The sequence below is a fragment of the Streptomyces sp. NPDC055287 genome, assembly GCF_053646035.1.
On the sequence record NZ_JBSHNE010000037.1, the window covers coordinates 37,624 to 55,717 of the forward strand.

The following is an 18,094-nucleotide window of genomic DNA, read 5'->3' on the forward strand; positions in this document are numbered from 1 at the left end:
ACCGCTTCCTGCCCGACGACTGGTGCATGATGCCGCTCCGTCAGGTCTGCATCACGGGCAACACCTGCCTGACCTGCGGCAAGTCCGTCAAGCAATGCCCCGGACCGTTGCGTACGGCTGCCAGTCGTGAGAATGCTGGTCCGACTGACTGCTCGCTCGACCTTCGCCGCGCTGCTGCCGTCTGCCGACGTTGATGTCAGGGGTGGATGTCATCACGCCCCTCGATACGAACTACGAGCGGGGCGCTCACTGAGGCCTTTCCGGCTTACCAGTTGGTCACCTGCGACCACGGATGGCTGGTCGCGGTCGCGGGTGGCCAGAGAGCATTGCACGCTCTGGCATTCGCCCCACTCACCCGCCTGCGGTGATGCTCCCGAAGTGGCGCTTCGGGTTGGAAAGCCTTCCGGCCTATGAGCTCACGAAGGCCCCCGGGGGGACCGGCCGCCGAAGTGCTGCGGCAGCCGGTCCCTCGGGTCACCGCTCGCCCCGCTCCCGTCCGGGACGCCCGACCATCGTGGCGAGCACGGACCGCCAGTCCTCGCCCGGCAGTTCGCGCAGTGCGGGGGCCAACCGGTCGGCCTGGTAGTGCCAGCGGTGGTCCAGGTCCGGATGTACCCGGTCCACGAGACGGACCTCGCTGTCACCGTCGAGCAGCCCGGCCAGTTCGGCCGCCAGGTCGGGCCACGCGACGTGACCGCTCACGGCGTTGGCGGTCCCGTGGACCGGTGTGTCGACGCAGGCCGTCACGGCGCGGGCCAGTGCGGACGCGTGGACCCAGGGCGCGCCGTACCAGGCGTACCCAGTGGTGCCGGGCCGGGGGACCTGAAGGGGCTGCCCGGCGAGCGCCGCCTGGTAGAGCGTTCCGATGGCGCCCCAGCGCAGCTGATCGCGCAGACGGTCGTGCGGCCCCCACACAAGGGGTGAGCGGACCACGCTCGCGCCCCCGCGGCCTCCGGTGCCGGCGGCCCTCAACAGGATCCGCTCGCAGTCGAGTTTGGCCTGCCCGTACGCGCTCAGCGGCTGTTCGGAGACGGCGTCCTCGACCACGCGGAGGCCGGCGGGCCGCCCGTACGCGTCCACACTGCTGACGAAGACGAACGGCCCTCGGCTCCAGGCCGCGACCATCGCCTCCATCGCCGCGACGTCCACCTCCGGGCGGGTGAACGTGCACGCGCCATGAATCACCGCGTCCACGCTCTCCACGGCGGCGCGCAGACCGTCCAGATCCGTCAGATCACCCTCGACCACGTCGACACCGTCGCCGACCACCAGGTGCGCCGACTCGGGCCGGGCCAGCGCGAGCACGGGCCGCCCCTGGGCCGCCAGTTCACGCAGGACGAAGGCGCCGACACCGCCGGTGCCGCCCGTCACCAGCACCGTGCCCGCGCGTGTCCGCCGCTTGCCGGCAGCCTGTGCGGCCGTGGCGAGGACAGCGGCCCGCTCCTTCTCCCGCTCGTCCAGGAGCGCGGCCAGCGCGCGCGGAGTCCGGTGCTGCATCACATCCAGGCCGGTCAGAGGCAGCTTGAGCCCGGTACGCAGCCGTTCGGCGAGCTGCACGGCGACCAACGAGTGCCCTCCGAGGACGAAAAAGTCGTCGTCCGGCGCGGGCGTCCGGCCCAACAGCTCGGCGAAGGCCGCCGTCACCGCGCGGGCACGAGGCCCGTCCAAGGTGGGCGTCGGCGTGGGCGCCTCACCCGCCCCCGGCAGCGCCGTGGCGTCGAGCGAGCCGTCGGAAGTCCGGGGCATCGCGTCCAGCAGTGTCACAGCCGCCGGCACGCAGTCCCGGGCCAGTGCTGCCCGCAGGTGGGAGCGCAACTCGGCGGGGGAGGGGCCGACGGCCCCACGCAGCACCGCGTAGGCGATCAGCGGACCGGCAGCCGGTACGGGCACCGCGGCGTCGGCGACCGCAGGGTGACCCCGCAGCAGCGCTTCGGCCGGATGGCCGCTCCCGTCGGCCGGGAGTGTCGGCCGCCCACCGGGGAGCAGTGAGAGAGCGACATCCGGGTTCTCGGCGACCGTGGTCAGCAGAGCGCCGAAGTCGTCCGCCAGCCGGTCTCCGGCTCCCCTTTCCAGGGCCGCTTGCCCGTACTGGACAAGACATGCCGGAGTGTCGGATTCCACCAGACCGAACGACAGGTCGAACTTGGCCTCGCCCAGCTCGACGTCGACCGGTTCGGCGACCGTTCCCGGCAGCCGGAGCACGGTGGGCTCCCGCAGTACGTCGGCGGAGACCCGGACCAGCGGTGTACCGTCGGCTCCCCGCGCACCGGCGCCGAGCCGCTCGAGGATCAGGTCGAACGGCACGTCACGGTGCTGCTGGGCATCGAGCAGCGCGTCCCGCACCCGCTCCACCAGGGTCCTGAAGCCCGGGTCGCCGGACAGGTCCACCCGTACCGGAAGGGTGTTGACACACAGCCCGACGAGGTCGCGCATGGCCGCGCCCTCGCGGTGGGTGCCGGCGCAGCCGATGACCAGGTCGGTCTCGCCGGTCAGCCGGTGCAGCGCGGCGAACGAGGCCGCGAGGGACACGGTGAACAGGGTGGCCCGGTGCTGTCGGCCGAGTTCGCGCAGGGCCGGCAGCACCCGGGGCTCCAGTACCGTGCTCCGGGCGACGGCCCCGCGCGGGGAGCGGGGCGCCGGCGCGGGCCGGGGCAGGTGCACGGGTGCGGCACCGTCCAGGCGGCGCACCCAGTGGTCGAGGCCCTGGCCGAGCCGTTCGGCGGCCGCGTGCTCCCGGCGTGCGAAGTCCCCGTACTGCGGCGGCTCGGGCAGTGTGAGCCGACGTCCGCCCACGGCCGCGGCGTACAGCTGGGCCAGTTCCCCGGCGACGGTCTCCAGCGAGGCACCGTCGATGGTGATGTGGTGGAACGTCAGCAGCACGGTGTGGTCCTGCGGACCGTGCCGCAGCACCAGGGCACGCGGCAGCGGACCAGTGCTCAGGTCGAACGGACGCCGGGCCTCCTCCGTGAGGAGATGGGTTCCGTCGCCCTCGCACTCCACGAAGGCCACGTCCAGGGCGTCGGGTGTCGCCAGCACCTCCTGGTACGCCTCGTCACCGCGCTGCCCGTAACGGGTGTGCAGGATGTGGTGGCGGCGCACCAGCGCGGTGAGCGCCGCGGACAGGACATTGACGTCGAGCGGCCCGCGCAGCCGGGTGGCGAACGGCACGTTGTACAGCGAGCCGCCCTGGCCGAGACGGTCCATCAGCCACATGCGGCGCTGGGCGTGCGAGAGCGGGGCGGGCGACGGTCCGCGGACCGGCTCCGGCGCCGGAGCGGCCGGGCGGTTGCCGGCGCGAGCGCGGGCGCGGCGCAGCAACGCCTCCTGGAACGCGACGGAACTCGGTGTGGAATCAGTGGCCATCGGTGTCGTCCTCGGGGGCGTCGGGGTGAAGGTCGCTGTGGTCGACCAGGAGCGCGCGTTCGACCAGGGCGGCATGTCCTGCCACCGTGGGGGCGGCGAAGAAGTCGGGCAGGGACAGCTCCACTCCGAGCTCCTCGCGCAGATCGTCGGTGACGACCAGGGCGAGCAGGGAATGTCCGCCGAGAGCGAGGAAGTCGGCGTCCGGCCGGCTCACCTCGCACCCCAGACTGCGGCTCCACACGTCGGCGACCGCCTGTTGCAGCGGGGTCAGCGGCTCGACGGCGTCGCCGGTGACCGGGGTGCCGTGCAACGCGGTGAGGGCGCGGCGGTCCACCTTGCCGGAGACCGTCAGGGGCAGCCGTTCCACGAAGGTCAGTTCGTCGGGGACCAGGTGCGCGGGCAGCCGCTGCGCGAGCCGTGCCCGGAGCGCCTCGGCGCGGGGCACGGGCCCGGGCGACGCGACGACGAAGGCGGCCAGGCGTGCGTCGTCATCGGCCGGCCGGCGCACGGTGACCGCGGCGTCGTCCACCTCCGGCTGCTCGCGCAGGATGTGTTCGATCTCGCCGGGCTCGATGCGGAATCCGCGTACCTTGACCTGGTCGTCGGCGCGGCCGTGGAACTCCAGCAGCCCGTCCGGGCGGGCCGACACCACATCGCCGGTCCGGTACACACGGCCCAGGGCCGGATGGTCCACGAACCGCTCCGCCGTCAGCTCGGGGCGCCCCACGTAGCCGCTCGCCAGACGGCTGCCGCCGATCCACAGTTCACCGTGTCGGCCTGCCTCCACCGGCTGGCCGTCCGCGTTCAGAACGTGGGTGGTGGCACCCGCGATCGGACGGCCGATGGGCACGAGTCCGTCGCAGTCCTCGTCCGTCACCCGGTGGGAGGTGGCGAACGTCGTTGTCTCGGTCGGCCCGTAGCCGTTGACCAGCTCCAGCCAGGGGAAGGCGCGCAGCACCGCCCGGGCGTGCTGGGGGGCCAGCGCCTCACCTCCCACCACCACCGTGCGGAGCACCGAGAACATACGCGAACGCCGCGCCGCGAGCTGGTGGAACAGCGCGGTGGTGAAGAACGCGACAGTCACGCCGTGCCGTTCCACCTGCTGCGCCAGGTCCTCGAAGGAGGGCCGCTCCACGGTGCACACCACGACGGCAGCGCCGTTGGCGAGCGCCGACCAGACCTCGAACGTCGAGGCGTCGAAGGTGGCGGGGGAGTGGTACAGCACCCGGTCGCGTGCCGTCACCGTCACGTACCGCGGGGCGTCGACCAGCTCGGCGATGCCGCCGTGGGTGACGGAGACACCCTTGGGCAGCCCGGTGGAGCCGGAGGTGAACAGGACGAGCGCTGTCGAGTGCGGGGCGTGGTGGGGCGGGGCCGACGCCTCGCCCGTCAGCAGCGGCTCGTCGGGCAGGGCCAGTGTGGGACCGGCTGTGCCGAGCCCTTCGAGGAGCTTGCTGTCACCGACGGTCAGAGTCACTCCGGCGTCGGTGAGCATCGCGTCGGTACGAGGACGCGGATGCGCCGGATCGAGCGGCACACAGGCCGCACCCGCCCACCACACGGCGAGTTGCGCGACGACGGTGCGGGCCGAGCGCGGCACGAGCAGCCCGACGCGGTCACCCGGTCTGACGTCGTGGGCGCGCAAATGGGCGGCCAGGCAGCGGGCCGACGACACCAACTGGGCGTACGACAGTGAGGTGTCGCCGTCCATCACGGCCAGGGCGTGCGGGGTCTCCTCGGCGTGCCGGGCCACCAGGGCGGGCAGAGACGGGGCGGGACCGGCCGGCGCGGGGTCGGCGGACACGTGACGCTCCTCCGTGAGGTGTCGGGTGTGGAGGGCGGGCGTGCCGGTGAGGACGGTCGCCATCTCAAGCCACCGCCGTCGCGGAGGAGCGGCGCTTGTCCAGTACGGCGGCCACGGCGCGCAGGTCGGGCTGGCGGAGCAGTTCCGGTGCGCGCAGCCGGACGCCGCTCTCCTTCTCGAGCGCGGCGAGCAGCCGGGACGCCACGAGCGAAGTGCCGCCGGATTCGGTGAAGTCGGCGCCGAGTCCGAGCCCGGGGGAGTTCAGCAGGTCGCGTACCAGGCGCAAAACCAGGCGCTCGCTGTCCGTCACGGACTCGTCGTCGCGGTCGTGCCCCGTCGCAATGGCCGGTACGGACAGGGCCGCGGCGTCGCGCAGCAGCGCCGTTCGGTCGACCTTCCCGTTGGCGTCCAGCGGGAAGGCGTCGACGACCCGGACGGCCGAGGGCACGGCCTGCTCGGGCAGCCAGGCCCGTACGGCGCTCAGGAGTGCGTCGGGGGCCGGCGCGTTGTCCGTGGGGACGACGAAGGCCACCAGCCGGGCGCTTCCGTCGGCGGACCGGGGCGCCGTCACGACCGCGCTGCGTACCGCCGGGTCCTGTTCGAAAGCAGCCTCCACCTCGGCCGGTTCGACGCGTACACCGCTGATCTTCACCTGGTCGTCCAGGCGGCCCAGGAACTCCAGGTTCCCGTCGTCGAGCATGCGCACCCGGTCCCCGGTGCGGTACACCCGCTCCAAGCCGGCACCCTGCGGCGGGGCGACGAACCTGCGGGCCGTCAGCCCGGCGTCCAGGTAGCCGAGCGCGAGGCAACCGCCGCCGACGCACAGTTCTCCCGCCTCGCCGCGGGGGACGACGTGGCCGTCCGCGTCGGTGACGAGGACCGTGGCGCCCGGGATCGGGGTGCCGATCGGCGGGGCACTGTCGTCCCCGGCGCGGTCGTCGTCGGGGCGCATGGCGTGGGTGGTGGTGACCACGGTGGCTTCGGCGGGCCCGTACGCGTTGTGCACGGTGGCCGTCACGTCCGCGCCCGGCCGGCGGCGCATCCGGTCGCCGCCGACGACGAGGTGGCGCAGGGGGAGGTCCTGCGGCCAGGGCCGGTTCAGCACCGGTTCGGCCATCGGCGTGGCGGCCACGGACACCGTCACGGCGGCGTCGCGCCACCACGAGGTGAGCTCGGCGGGGTCCCAGCGGACGGCGTCCGGCGCGGGGACCAGTGCCGCGCCGGACGTCAGTCCGGCCCACAGCTCCATGAGGTGCGGATCGAACGCGGCGCCGATCAGCAGGGACTGGCGGTCCCCGGGGGCCAGTCCGGTCTCGGCGCGATACCAGTCCAGCAGGGCCGACAGGGCGGGCTCCGCGACGGCGACGGCCTTGGGTCGCCCGGTCGATCCGGAGGTCAGTACGGCGTAGAAGGACTCGGGCGGGGCCGGGCGTGCCCCTTCGGCGGACGGGGCGAACGCGGCGACGGCCGTGGGGGCGGCGTTCGTGCCCGCACCCGGAAGCGGAAGGATGAGCTGTTCGGCCGCCTGATGGCGGGCCGGCAGTACGGTCGGATCGCCGATGAGACAGGCCACGTCGACGTCTTCGGTCACCGCCTGGATCCGGCACTCACCGGGACGCGGCCCCAGCGGCAGATAGACGGCGCCCATCCGCGCCAGCGCGATCGCCGTGACGACCAGGCCGATCGAACGGTCCAGGCAGACACCGACCAGGTCACCGGTGCGTACGCGTCCGTTCAGTGCGCGTACGGTCTCGTCGGCGGCCGCGTCCACGTCGCGGTAGCTCCAGGTGCGGGTTCCGTCCACCACCGCCGGAGCGTCGGGGGTGCGGCGTACCCACTCCTCGTAACGGGAGAACACACCGGTCGCGGCGGACGCCGGCAGGGGGAGCCCGTGCAGGACGCTCGGTTCGGCCGTCCGGTGGCCGTTCACCGGCGCGGAGGCGGTGGACGGGTGCGTGTCACTCAGCATGTCGGTCATCAGGACTCCTTCGGGGCGGTCGCTGCGGCGTGGGCGGGAACGGGCGCCGCGGAAAGGGGCCCGAGGGCGCGGGCCTGGTCGGCGAGTACGGGGTTCTGGAAGAGCAGGCGCATCGGCGGCCGGGAGCCGGTCCGGGGCTCCAGCCAGGCCGCCAGCTGCGCGGCGAGGAGCGAGTGCCCGCCGGAGTGGAAGAAGTGGGACGACTCGGTGAAGCGGTCGTGGCCCAGCACCTCCCGCCAGCCCTCCGCGACCAGGGCGAGCGTCGGGTCGGTGAACTCCGCCGGGCCCGCATGCCCGTCCGCGATCTCCTCGGCCGACGCCGAAGCCTCCAAACCAACAGCCAGTCGGGCCAGCTGTGCGCGGTTGGGCTTACCGCCCGCGAGCGTCGGCATGGCGTCCAGTCGTGCCCAGCGGGCCGGGACGAGCGCCGCGGGCAGACGCCTGCCCAGTTCGACGTGCAGGGCCTGCTCGTCCCACGGATCGCGGGGGTCGGCGCCCTCCACGAAGCCGACCAGCCTCGGCCCGCCGACGGCGGCCTTGTCCAGGACGACGGCGCAGGAGCGGCCGCCGAGCACGGCCGACGCGGCAGCCTCCACCTCTTCCAGTTCGATGCGGTAGCCCCGCAGCTTGATCTGATGGTCGCGCCGCCCGAGGAAGTGCATTGCCCCGTCACGGCCGCGGTAGCCGAGGTCACCGGTGAGGTAGACGCGTTCGCCGCCCAGCGCCTCGACGCGGACGAAGCGCGCCGCGGTGGCGTCCGGGTTGCCGACGTAACCCTCGGCCAGACCGGCGCCCGCGATGGCCAGTTCACCGACCGCGCCGACCGGCAGGGGCCGCAGAGCCGAGTCCAGGACATGGATCCTCTCGCCGGGCAGCTCGGTGCCCAGCGGGATCTCCGCCCCGCCGGTCAGCCGGTCGCGGGTGATCTCGTGCACCGTGGAACTGATCGCGGCCTCGGTCACCCCGTAGACGTTGAGCACGGTGGCGTCGGTGTCGGCCAGGAATCCGGTCAGGGCGTCCGCCGGAATGCGCTCACCCCCCAGCACCAGCAGCCTCGGCGCCCAGCGACGTTCGCGCAGCGCCGGGCGCAACTCGTCCCGGACGGCGAGGAAGTAGCTGGTCGGAAGGTTGGCGACGGTGACGCGGGCCGTGGCCAGCACATCGGCGAGCTCCGCGCCGGTGGGCACCTCGCGGTCCGGCACCACGAGACAGGCGCCCGCGTGCAGCGAGGGCAGTACTTCCTCCAGCGCCACGTCGAACGACGGCTGGGCGAACAGCAGCGCCCGGTCCCCGACCGCCAGGCCGAACCGCCGGGCCGTGCCCGTCAGATGGTTCTCCAGGGCAGCCCTGCCCACCGCGACCGGCTTGGGTATGCCGGTCGATCCGGAGGTGTGGATGATGTACGCCGCCCCGGGCACCACGTCGGCCGGACGCGCGGCAGGGAAGGAGTCCGCGTCGACGTCGGCGGCCGGCAGGTGCTCCGGCAGGGTCACTCCGGCGTCGGCGGACGTGAGGACGAGCGCGGGGCCCAGCCGGTCGAGCAGCAGCTCCAGCCTGGACGCGGGGTCGGAGGGCGAGAGCGGGCAGTACACGGCTCCGGTCCGCAGGCACGCCAGCAGCACCACCACGGACGCCGCGCCGCGCGGCAGTACGGCGGCGACCGGTTGCCCATGGCTCACACCGGCGGCGCGCATCCGCCGGACGAGGGACGCGACCCGCTCGTCCAGGTCGCCGTACGTGAGCCTGCGCGCCCCGATCAGCAGGGCGGGCAGCGAGGGGTCGTGCGCGGCGGCCGGGTCGAGCAGGTCCGTACCGCCCGCCGATTCCTCTGCCGCCGTGACGGCTGCGGGTTCGTCGGCGGCGGCCGGAGGGGCGAGATCGGCGAGGACGGTGGAAGGAGCGTCGAGGTAGGCGCGCACCAGGTCGAGGAAGCGCTCGGCCAGCAGCTCTGCGGTGTCCTCGCCGAAGAGGTCGGCGTCGTAGTCCCAGACCAGGGTCATGCCGGGTGCGCCGTGCCGGGGACTCACGCCGCGCCGGTCGTCGGGCAGCAGCACCACGTCGAGGTCGAAACGGGTGGTGCCGGTGTTGAAGCCCTCGAACAGGGTGACGTCGAGGCCCGGTACGTCGATCTCGGGCAGGGAAGCGTCGTGGGCGCTGAACATGACACTGAACAGCGGGTTGTCGGCGCCCGAGGTGTGCAGCCCCAGCGCACGCGTCAGCTCCTGCACCGGCACGTCCTGGTGCGGCAGAGCCCGGATCAGGGTGTCGGTCACCTCGTCCATGGTGTCCTCGGCCGGAGCCAGCGGGTCCAGGCGGAGCCGCAGCGGGATCGTGTTGACGAACATCCCCACCGCGTCCTCGAAGCCACGAGGGCGGTTGCCGACGGCGGTGCCGACGACCATCTGCGAGCGGCCGCTGTGGCGTCGCAGCATTTCCGCGAAGAGGCCGAGCAACGTGGAGAACGGCGTCAGACCGCGCTCACGGGCGTGGCCGCGCAGTCGCTGCGAGAGGTCGGCGCCGATGGACTGCCGCAGCTGACCGCCGTGGTGCCTGCGTCGTGCGCCGGGACGGGACAGGCCCGGCAGGGGCATGTCGTAGGAGGCGTCGCGCAGTTCCTCGGCCCAGTACGCGAGGCTCTGCTGCCGCACCGCGGAGCGGGCGTCGCCGGTCCGGGCGCGCACATGGTCCGCGTAGGACGTCGCGGGAGGCAGGACGACGGGCTCTCCCAGCACGTGGGCGCGGTAGACCGTGAACACGTCGGCGAGCAGGATCGCGAACGAGTGCCCGTCGTGGATCAGGTGGTGCTCGACGTGGATGAGCCGGTGCTGATCGTCGGCGAGCCGGGCCAGGGTCCAGCGCAGCAGCGGTGCCTCGTAGGTGTCCAGTGGTGTCTCCGCCTCGGTGCGCAGCAGCGCGTCGAAGGCGGCCTCCGGGTCGGTCTCGCCGGTCAGGTCCACGGTGCGCAGACGGGGCGCACAGACGTCGGCCACCTGCTGGGCGGGCATGGCGCCGGGTACGGCCACGAGCTCCAGCCGGAGTCCGGGGTGGCGTTCGAGGGCGGCGGCGAGCCCGTGGTGAAGGGCTTCGGCGTCCAGCGCCCCCCACAGGTCGAGTGAGGCCGTGAAGTTGTAGGCGCGGCTGCCGGGCTGCACTTGTTCGTGCAGCCAGACGATCTCCTGCGAGGAGGAGAGGGGAAGCATGGGCGATCCCTGAGGTTGTCGGGTCGGGTGGTGCGGGGGGCGGCCGGGAACGGTTGTGTTCCCGCCCGGAGTTCGCAGGCCGTTCGCGGATCGCGCGGTGCGGCCGTAATGCACGGTCCAGCCGTGCAGTGTGTTGCGGTTCGTCGTTCCGTGCCGGGGTGCAGTGGAATGTCGGTGGTGTGCGGGGAGCCCGGGGGCCTCCCTGCGGTTCAGCCGGTGTGGGCTGCCGATAGGGGAGCGGGCAGGGCCCGGCAGAAGGCGGCGAAGCCGTCCTCGGCCGCTTCGTCGTCCAGCACCGAGCGGTCCCACACCATGCGGATGTGCAGTTCCGGCCCCTGGGTGAGGGACACGGCGAACGGCGCGCGCACCGGCCGCCCGTCGACGTGCACCTCGCGGCCCAGCACTCCGCCAAGGCTCAGCAAGGGCCGTCGCTGTGCGTCGTCCACGGTCAGCAGGCCGTCCAGTCGGCCGGACCACGTGGATCCCGCCGACCGGGCGGCATGCACCACCTCGTCGAACGGGGTGTCCGCCCGGTCGAGGTCGTCCCACCAGGCGGCGGCCGTGGCCTCGGATCCACTGGGAGCGTCGCCCCCGGAGCCGTGAGGAGCGCCGTCGGTACCGGCGGGGAAGACGATGGTGTTGAGGAAGCAGCCCAGTACCTGCGCTGCGCCTGCCGGGCGCCCGCCCCACGGGTACCCGACCGGCGGTACGTGCCCGGGCCCGTACAGGACCAGGGCCGCCGACCGGCAGGCGTCGAGCAGTGCGGGGAACGGTACGCCGCCGACCGGAGCGCCCTGCCGTGATTCGGCGGCGCCGGTGGGCAGCACGCCGGGGACGGGATTCTGCGGGCGGGGCAGCGGTGCGCATTCGTGGACAGCGCGTAGCCGGTCGCCCCAGTATCCGAGCGCGGCCGGTGAGCCCGCTCGCTGTTCGGCATCGAGCTGCAGCAGGACCGCCTCGCCGTACGCCGCCAGTTCCGCTTCCGCGTCGGCGGGCGCGAGGTCCGCCGGTCCGAGCCGGTCGCGGTAGGCGCCGCCCAGCTCCTCGACGACGCGTGCCAGCGACTGGCCGTCGCAGGCGGTGTGGTCGAGGACAATGCCCAGGATCTCCTCGTCGGTGCGCGCGTCCTCGGTCAGGTAGAGCCGCATCGCCGATCCGTGCGCGGTCCAGGCGCTCACGGCTCGGCGCAGGGCGTCGGCCGCATCCTCACCAGGGGCGGGACCGACGCGCTCCAGGGGCACGTCGGGCGCGACAGGCCGCAGCGCGGGGGTGCCCCGGAGTACCTCGGGGCGGGCACGCAGCACCGGGTGACGGGCCGCCAGGTGATTCGCTGCCGCTCGCAGCCGTACCGCGTCCACGGTGCCGCGAGGGTAGGCGAAGAACATCGGGACCGTGTCCGGCCGCCCCGCAGGGTCCATGGCCCGTACCAGGACGAAGCGCCTCTGGGCGCCGGTGACGGGCAGCAGTCCGGCACCCGCCTCGGCTTCGGCGATGCGTCGGAAACGGGCCAGGTACTGGCCGGTGATGCTCGTGTGCACGTGGTCCTCTCTGTCGTGGTTGTGGACGCGTCCGGCGTGGTCATGCGACGCGCGTGGTCGTCCCGAGGACGCTCGGGCGGCGAGACGTGTGGGCGGGCCGGATCGTGGAGGGGAGTGTCAGGCGACGGTGACGCGTTCGGCCCCACTGCCGTCGCCGTGCACGGCCGGCTCGTCCGGAGGGGCCGGGAGGTCGCGCATCCGGCGCAGGGGAGAACACAGCAGCGGAATCGGTACGACGAGGAAGCCGAGGGCACAGAGCCACAGTGCGGCACGCGCGCCGAGCGCGCCCGCGACCGCACCGCCCAGCACGGCTCCGAGCGGGAGGGTGCCCCACACCAGGAAGCGCAGCGTGGCGTTCATACGGCCGAGCAGCCGGGGCGGGCAGAGCGTCTGCCGGAAGCTGACCTGCGCCACGTTGTAGACGACCGCGCCGAATGCGACCACCCCCGAGCCGACGGCGAACAGGACTGCGGCGCCGCCGTGTCCGGACAGCGGCCACAACAGCGCGAACGGGCCCGTCGCCAGCGCGGAGAGCCAGATGATGCGGGCCTGGCCGAGGCGGCCCGCGAGGGTTCCGGCGCTCAGCGCGCCGACGAGTCCGCCCGCGGCGGACGCCGAGAGCATCAGCCCGACGGAAGTCGGCGCCAGCCCGATCACTCGTACGAGAAACACCGTCTGAGTGGCCATCAGCACGGCGGTGAAGAAGTTTCCGAGACCGGTGGTCATGGCGATGACGCGCAACAGGGGGTGACCGAGGACGAAGCGCAGACCTACCCCGATGTCCGAGCGCAGCGAGGCCCCCGGAACCGGCTCGGGCGGGCTCTCCGGTGCCCGCTTCATGGCCAGCAGGAACAGCGCGGACACGGCGTAGCCGATCGCGTCGGCCACGATCGCCAGGTGCGCTCCGACCAGCTGAACGAGTCCGCCGCCCAGGCCCGGGCCAGTGACCTGGGCCGACGAACGGACGGTCTCCAGTGCACCGTTGCCCGCCATCAGTTGCTCCTTGGGGAGCAGTTCGGGCAGATAGCTCTGGTGGGCGACATCGAAGAACACCGTTGCCGCCCCCGTGACCAGAGCGACGACGTAGAGCTGCGCCATCGTCAGGACGTCCGCCACGGCCGCCAGGGGCACACTGGCCATGGCCACGGCGCGGACCACATCGGCACGGATCATCAGGGAGAGCTTGCGCATGCGGTCGACCCAGGCGCCTGCGGGCAGTCCGATCAGCAGGAACGCGGCGGTCTCGGCCGCGGTCAGCAGTCCCACCTCGAACGCCGGCGCCTTCAGCACGAGAATCGCCACCAGCGGCAGGGCGACCAAGGTGACTTGAGCGCCGACCTGTCCGGCGGCCGCGCCGGCGAGCAGGAGACGGAAATCGCGGATGCGCAGCAGAGTGCTGGCGGCGACAGGAGGGGAGGGGGCCATGCCTCAGACCTTCACCGCCACCCCGATCATCAGTCAAAACACAAACGCCACTTTCGGTCGTTTCTTCTCCACTTCCTTCACCAGAACAGCAAATTCTTCGCCGGATGAGGGCAAAGTCCGGATGAATGCATCACACAAGGGGGCTGGGGCGGGACGATCGCTGCCCCGCGCGCCTGGCGAATGCCTGGTCGACCCCGCCTCCTGAGGTGGCGATCGCGCCTATGACCGAAAATAGTCGTCCGCTCACGTACGGTGTTCACGGAAGTGGTGGCAGGCGCTATAAGTCCGAAAACGCTGCCGCTGTCGGCATCCTGTCCCGTACGGCCTGATACCCCGCTCGGGATCGCGAGCCGTCGGGCCCGCCGCGTCCCGTAGCGGATCGGACACCCCAGGGCCGTGCGCGAGCGGCCCTGCCGTTGGGCTGACCGGCGTACTCCTTGCCGGTACCCGGGCCGTTGGAGGCGTGTGCGCTGCTGCTCCGGGGTGCTTCGGAGGACTCGGCGATCTGCACGGTGAGCGGGTTTTTGTGCTGGCTTCTGGGGGATGTCGTTTCCGTCGGGTCGCCGAAGATTGGTCAGGGGTCGCTGAATGGGGCGAGGCCGTGCAGGCCAAGTGGAACGTTGGGCTTCCGCGAGGCAGGCTGTAGCCATGCGGTCGCCATTCCGCTCTTTTGGGCCGGGGGTAAGCGGCCATAGCGGGGTCGCTGTCACGCTGGCGCGGTGTGTGCCTTTCGTGATCGCGCTGGTCGTGGTGGGTATTGAGCTCTCGCCTGTGCACTTTCTGTATACGGGTCCCATGCTCACGGCGACGCCGGCGCTGGCCGCGGTGACGATGGGCCCCAAGGGCACTGTCTCGGCAGCGGTTTTCGCTCTGGCCGTCAGCGTGACGACCGCGACCTACAACCAGGCATGGGGCACCCAGCAGGTCTACACCAACTTCCTGGCTGTTCTCGTCGTGTCCGTGGCCGCCGTCATGGGAAGCAGCGCCGTTCGCTCTCTCAGGGAGAAAGAACTCCACCAGGTCCGACGAATCGCCGTGGCAGCCCAGGAGGTCCTGTTGCGGCCTGTGCCTGCTCGGCTGGGCCCGGTGCGGGCGGCCAGCATGTACCTCGCGGCTGAGACGGGGGCGCAGATCGGCGGTGATCTGTACGAGGCTGTGCAGACCCGGTACGGGGTCCGCATGATCGTGGGGGATGTCCGGGGCAAGGGGCTGCCTGCCGTGCGCGCGGCCGCAGCCGTGCTGGGCGCGTTCCGGGAAGCTGTGCACTACGAGGATGACCTCGTGGAGGTCATTAACCATTGTGCGGCCGCGCTGCGACGGGAGGTCGCCCTGCGCGGGGCGGTCGATCAGATCGTTCTGCTGGAGGGTTTCGTCACCGCACTGGTGGCCCAGGTGCCCGATACCCACGAGTTCCAAGTGGTCAACCGCGGCCATCCCCCTCCGCTGGTGCTGCGCCAGGGCACGGTTCAGGCCCTGATGCCCACCTCGCCCTTCCCGCCACTCGGCCTGGAAGACCTCATCGTCGGTCCCTCTGGCAAGACGGATACCTATCCGTTCGCACCCGGCGACCGTCTGCTGCTGCACACCGACGGCGTGATCGAAGCACGCAATCGCGACAACGACTTTTTTCCCCTGCCCGAGGCCATGGAGGCGCTGCACACCCGCGCTCCGCACGAGTTCCTGGAAGAACTGCACCAAGGGCTGATCCGCCACACCGACGGCCGTCTGGCGGACGATGTGGCGATGATCCTTGTTGACCGGTTCGCACAAGAGGCCGGCGAACAAGGCGGCGCAGCTGCCGCCGCCTCGATTGACAGGCGGCATTGACCACGGCCCAGCGTGGCTCCGACCCTAAAACGTGTTGCAGAACTGCCAGACTGGAGAACGGCTGCGGCTGTTCCTGCCGGTCAGCGACAGGCGTTGTCGCAGGTGGCGGGACCACCGGCAGGTGATCGACGGGATTCTGCACCGGGTACGAACCGGAGTGCTTGGCGTGACCTGCCCGGGCGGTTCGGCCCGGGCAGGGCCTATCAACGCCTCCGGCTGTGGTCAGCAGACGACAGGTGGGAGCGACTGCTCCAGCAGGTCCAGGCCGAGGCCGATGCCGCGGGGAGGTCGACGGGGACATCTCGGTCGACTCCACCATCGTGCGGGCTCATCAGCATGCGGCGGGTGCACGCACCGACCCACCGCCGGCACGCGAGTCGAAGGGGGCCGAAGGACCAGAACATCAGGACGAGACGCCGTGGCAGAGCCTCGTCGCCCGCCTGGTGGAGGTGGTGCGGGAGGCGAGGGCCTGGGCCGCTCGTGCGGCGGGTTCACCACTTGCCGCTGAGATTCCCGGTGTGTGGCTGGACTCTCTGCGCATAGGATCGGCGCCGCTCGAGCCTGTGTCCGAGCCGGCCGTCCGTCCGCCGGCCAGCGCGCTATCGCCTGGCTCTCTCAGGATCGATCGAGGCCGCCTTCACAGCATCCCTCGAGCAACCGTTGCCCGAGACCGCCGACCAGTTGAGGAGCGCACTGCTCAATGCGGCCGCCGAACGGCTCGGCCTGGCCGCCGTGACAGCTGACCTACGCGTCACGGATCTCCATGAGGGCCCGGAGACAGGCGCGAAGTCGCGGACCGCAACGAGGGCCGTGACGTCGGAGCCGGAAGCGGCGGCCCCGCGAAGCTCGCCCCCGATGACCGGAACAGGATCCATGCAAGGGCCCGCCAGGGAGTTTGCGGACGTCACGACGGCTGTTCCAGGTGTCGCCCGCCTAACCACCGTGCTGGGAAGCCGCCCGGTCAAGGTGGCGGACCATGACGATCCACCCCCCCGGCCGACACATCGAAATCCACCTCGCGGTCGCCCCCGGACACCATCCACTGGAAGTCGCCCGCGCCGTCCGGGACGCCGTAGCCGCCGCAGCCACCACTGACACCGCGGGCCCGGTCACCGCCGCCGTCCTGATCACAGAAACCGTGGCTTAGCCAGCCAGGCGTCAACGGCAGCTCGCTCTACGCCCTTCGGCCATCACCGTGCTGAGCTGACCCGCTTTACCGGCCGCGTTCGGTTCTGCCATGAAAGCGCGCGGACCGCTCCAGAAGCCCTGTCATGTCACGGTGTGAGACCTGCCTGGCAGGGAACCCGCGTTCATATGTAGGGCCTGCGCGGCCGCTGGCTGACCAAGCATCGTCCTAGCCCCCGCGATGCGATTCCCGCAGCGGAGGCAGCGCATCCCTACCTGCGGCCCGGTCTCAGCGGCTCCCAAGGCGGCGCCGAGCCATCCGCCTCCTTCGGAGAGAGTTCACCACCATGAGCAGAAACACCACGGTCCGTCCCCCGCTCTCGGAGACGTCCGGCAGTGACTTCGCCCGATTGTCGAGAAAGATCGCTGATGCCGGCCTGCTGGGACGCCGTCCCGGCTATTACGCGCTGCGGATCACGGTGGTGGCCGGGCTGTATGTCAGTGGGTGGGTCGCCGTCGCGCTCCTCGGCGACAGTTGGTGGACACTGGCGGTCGCCGTCTTCCTGGCCGTTGTCTTCGGCCAGGTCGCCCTGCTCGCCCATGACGCAGCCCACCGTCAGGTGTTCCGGCGACGCCGGGCCAGCGAGGTGTCCGGACGGATCGCCGGGGCCGGTATCGGGATGGGCTACGGGTGGTGGCAGGACAAACACACCCGCCACCACGCCAACCCCAACCATGCGGGACTCGACCCCGACCTCGACCCCGACCTGCTGGTCTGGTCCCAGGATCAGGCCCGGGCCGCCAAGGGTCTCCCCCGCCTGATCGGCCGCTGGCAGGCGTTCCTGTTCTTCCCGCTCCTCACCCTGGAGGGCTTGAACCTGCACGTGTCGAGCGTGAAGGCGCTGGCCAATCGCTCACTCAAGCACCGAACGCTCGACGGCGCCCTGCTGTTCGCGCACTTCGCGGCCTACCTGACCGCCTTGCTCTGGCTGCTGCCGCCCGGCATGGCGATCGCCTTCCTCGCCGTCCACCAGTGCCTGTTCGGCGTCTACCTCGGCTCCCTCTTCGCGCCCAACCACAAAGGCATGCCGATCCTGACAGGCGAAGACCGCCCGGACTTCCTCCGCCGCCAAGTGCTCACCTCACGCAACGTGCGCGGCGGCAGGCTCACCGACATCGCACTGGGCGGGCTGAACCATCAGATCGAGCACCACCTGTTTCCCAGCATGCCCAGCCCCAACCTGCCCAAGGCCCGAACCATCGTGCGGCGCTACTGCCAGGAACTGGGTCTGGACTACGTGGAGACCGGGCTGATCACCTCCTACCGGCTGGCCCTCGCAAGTCTCCATCAGGCCGGAGCACCACTCCGGCATGCCCGCGTCCCTGCCTAGAGACGTGCCGCAGCCATCGACGGCAGCGGACGGCACGCACCGGTCCAGGAGCACGCAAGCGCAGTGAGGCACGTGCTAGGACGGTGGAGTTGCTCATGGAGGCGTGCGCTCACGTCGCGGCCTCCAGCGGAGATCTCCTCAACCGCGTCTGGGAAGAGCGCGTGCTGAACCTTGAGGGCCGCGTGGTCGACTGGGACTTAGCCAGCCACCGTCTGGCGACCGCACGTATACAGAACCTGTCTCAGGATGCTGGGCTGTTGGTCGCACTTCGAGAGGTCAATGATGCCGGCCAAGCCCTGGGGGCGTACTGGCGACGGGCACGATCAGCCATTCACCAGTCGGCCGCGCGTGGCGTCGGAGCAGCGATCTGGAGTTGGGGCCGCGTTCGCTGGGCTTCGCGGCGCTGGGGTTTCTCACACTGGTGCCGCTGCTGATCATCGTTT

9 protein-coding genes and 2 pseudogenes are annotated in these 18,094 nt (G+C 71.7%); 5 read left to right on the forward strand and 6 right to left on the reverse strand.

Annotated elements, in window-relative coordinates:
• Positions 1 to 474 precede the first annotated feature (474 nt).
• From ACWIHY_RS33365 to ACWIHY_RS33390, 6 genes are all read right to left on the reverse strand, one after another.
• Complete coding sequence (locus ACWIHY_RS33365; protein ID WP_454380055.1) at positions 475 to 3,363, reverse strand: condensation domain-containing protein; 2,889 nt, start codon at positions 3,361 to 3,363, stop codon at positions 475 to 477.
• Positions 3,353 to 5,230 (reverse strand): amino acid adenylation domain-containing protein, encoded by a 1,878-nt coding sequence (locus tag ACWIHY_RS33370; RefSeq protein ID WP_454380057.1) that lies wholly within the window; start codon positions 5,228 to 5,230, stop codon positions 3,353 to 3,355. The genes ACWIHY_RS33365 and ACWIHY_RS33370 overlap by 11 nt, the downstream gene beginning before the upstream one ends.
• A gap of 1 nt (position 5,231) precedes the next feature.
• Entirely contained in the window at positions 5,232 to 7,145 is a 1,914-nt protein-coding gene (locus ACWIHY_RS33375) for a non-ribosomal peptide synthetase (RefSeq protein ID WP_454380058.1), read from the reverse strand.
• Complete coding sequence (locus ACWIHY_RS33380) at positions 7,145 to 10,345, reverse strand: non-ribosomal peptide synthetase (protein WP_454380059.1); 3,201 nt, start codon at positions 10,343 to 10,345, stop codon at positions 7,145 to 7,147. The genes ACWIHY_RS33375 and ACWIHY_RS33380 overlap by 1 nt, the downstream gene beginning before the upstream one ends.
• A gap of 209 nt (positions 10,346 to 10,554) precedes the next feature.
• Entirely contained in the window at positions 10,555 to 11,883 is a 1,329-nt protein-coding gene (locus tag ACWIHY_RS33385; RefSeq protein ID WP_454380061.1) for a non-ribosomal peptide synthetase, read from the reverse strand.
• A gap of 117 nt (positions 11,884 to 12,000) precedes the next feature.
• Positions 12,001 to 13,308 (reverse strand): MFS transporter, encoded by a 1,308-nt coding sequence (locus ACWIHY_RS33390; protein WP_454380062.1) that lies wholly within the window; start codon positions 13,306 to 13,308, stop codon positions 12,001 to 12,003.
• A gap of 732 nt (positions 13,309 to 14,040) precedes the next feature.
• Here ACWIHY_RS33390 and ACWIHY_RS33395 point away from each other — a divergent pair.
• From ACWIHY_RS33395 to ACWIHY_RS33415, 5 genes and pseudogenes are all read left to right on the forward strand, one after another.
• Positions 14,041 to 15,135: a PP2C family protein-serine/threonine phosphatase gene (locus ACWIHY_RS33395; RefSeq protein WP_454380064.1), complete on the forward strand. Its 1,095-nt coding sequence runs from the start codon at positions 14,041 to 14,043 to the stop codon at positions 15,133 to 15,135.
• An 88-nt stretch (positions 15,136 to 15,223) separates the two neighbouring features.
• Positions 15,224 to 15,488, forward strand: a pseudogene (locus ACWIHY_RS33400) (transposase); the annotation flags it as partial.
• 623 nt (positions 15,489 to 16,111) lie between these two features.
• Positions 16,112 to 16,282 (forward strand): hypothetical protein, encoded by a 171-nt coding sequence (locus tag ACWIHY_RS33405; protein WP_454380065.1) that lies wholly within the window; start codon positions 16,112 to 16,114, stop codon positions 16,280 to 16,282.
• A gap of 325 nt (positions 16,283 to 16,607) precedes the next feature.
• Complete coding sequence (locus ACWIHY_RS33410) at positions 16,608 to 17,651, forward strand: fatty acid desaturase family protein (protein ID WP_454380066.1); 1,044 nt, start codon at positions 16,608 to 16,610, stop codon at positions 17,649 to 17,651.
• Positions 17,652 to 17,958: 307 nt separating this feature from the next.
• Positions 17,959 to 18,094 (forward strand): annotated as a pseudogene (locus ACWIHY_RS33415) (ribonuclease BN); the annotation flags it as partial.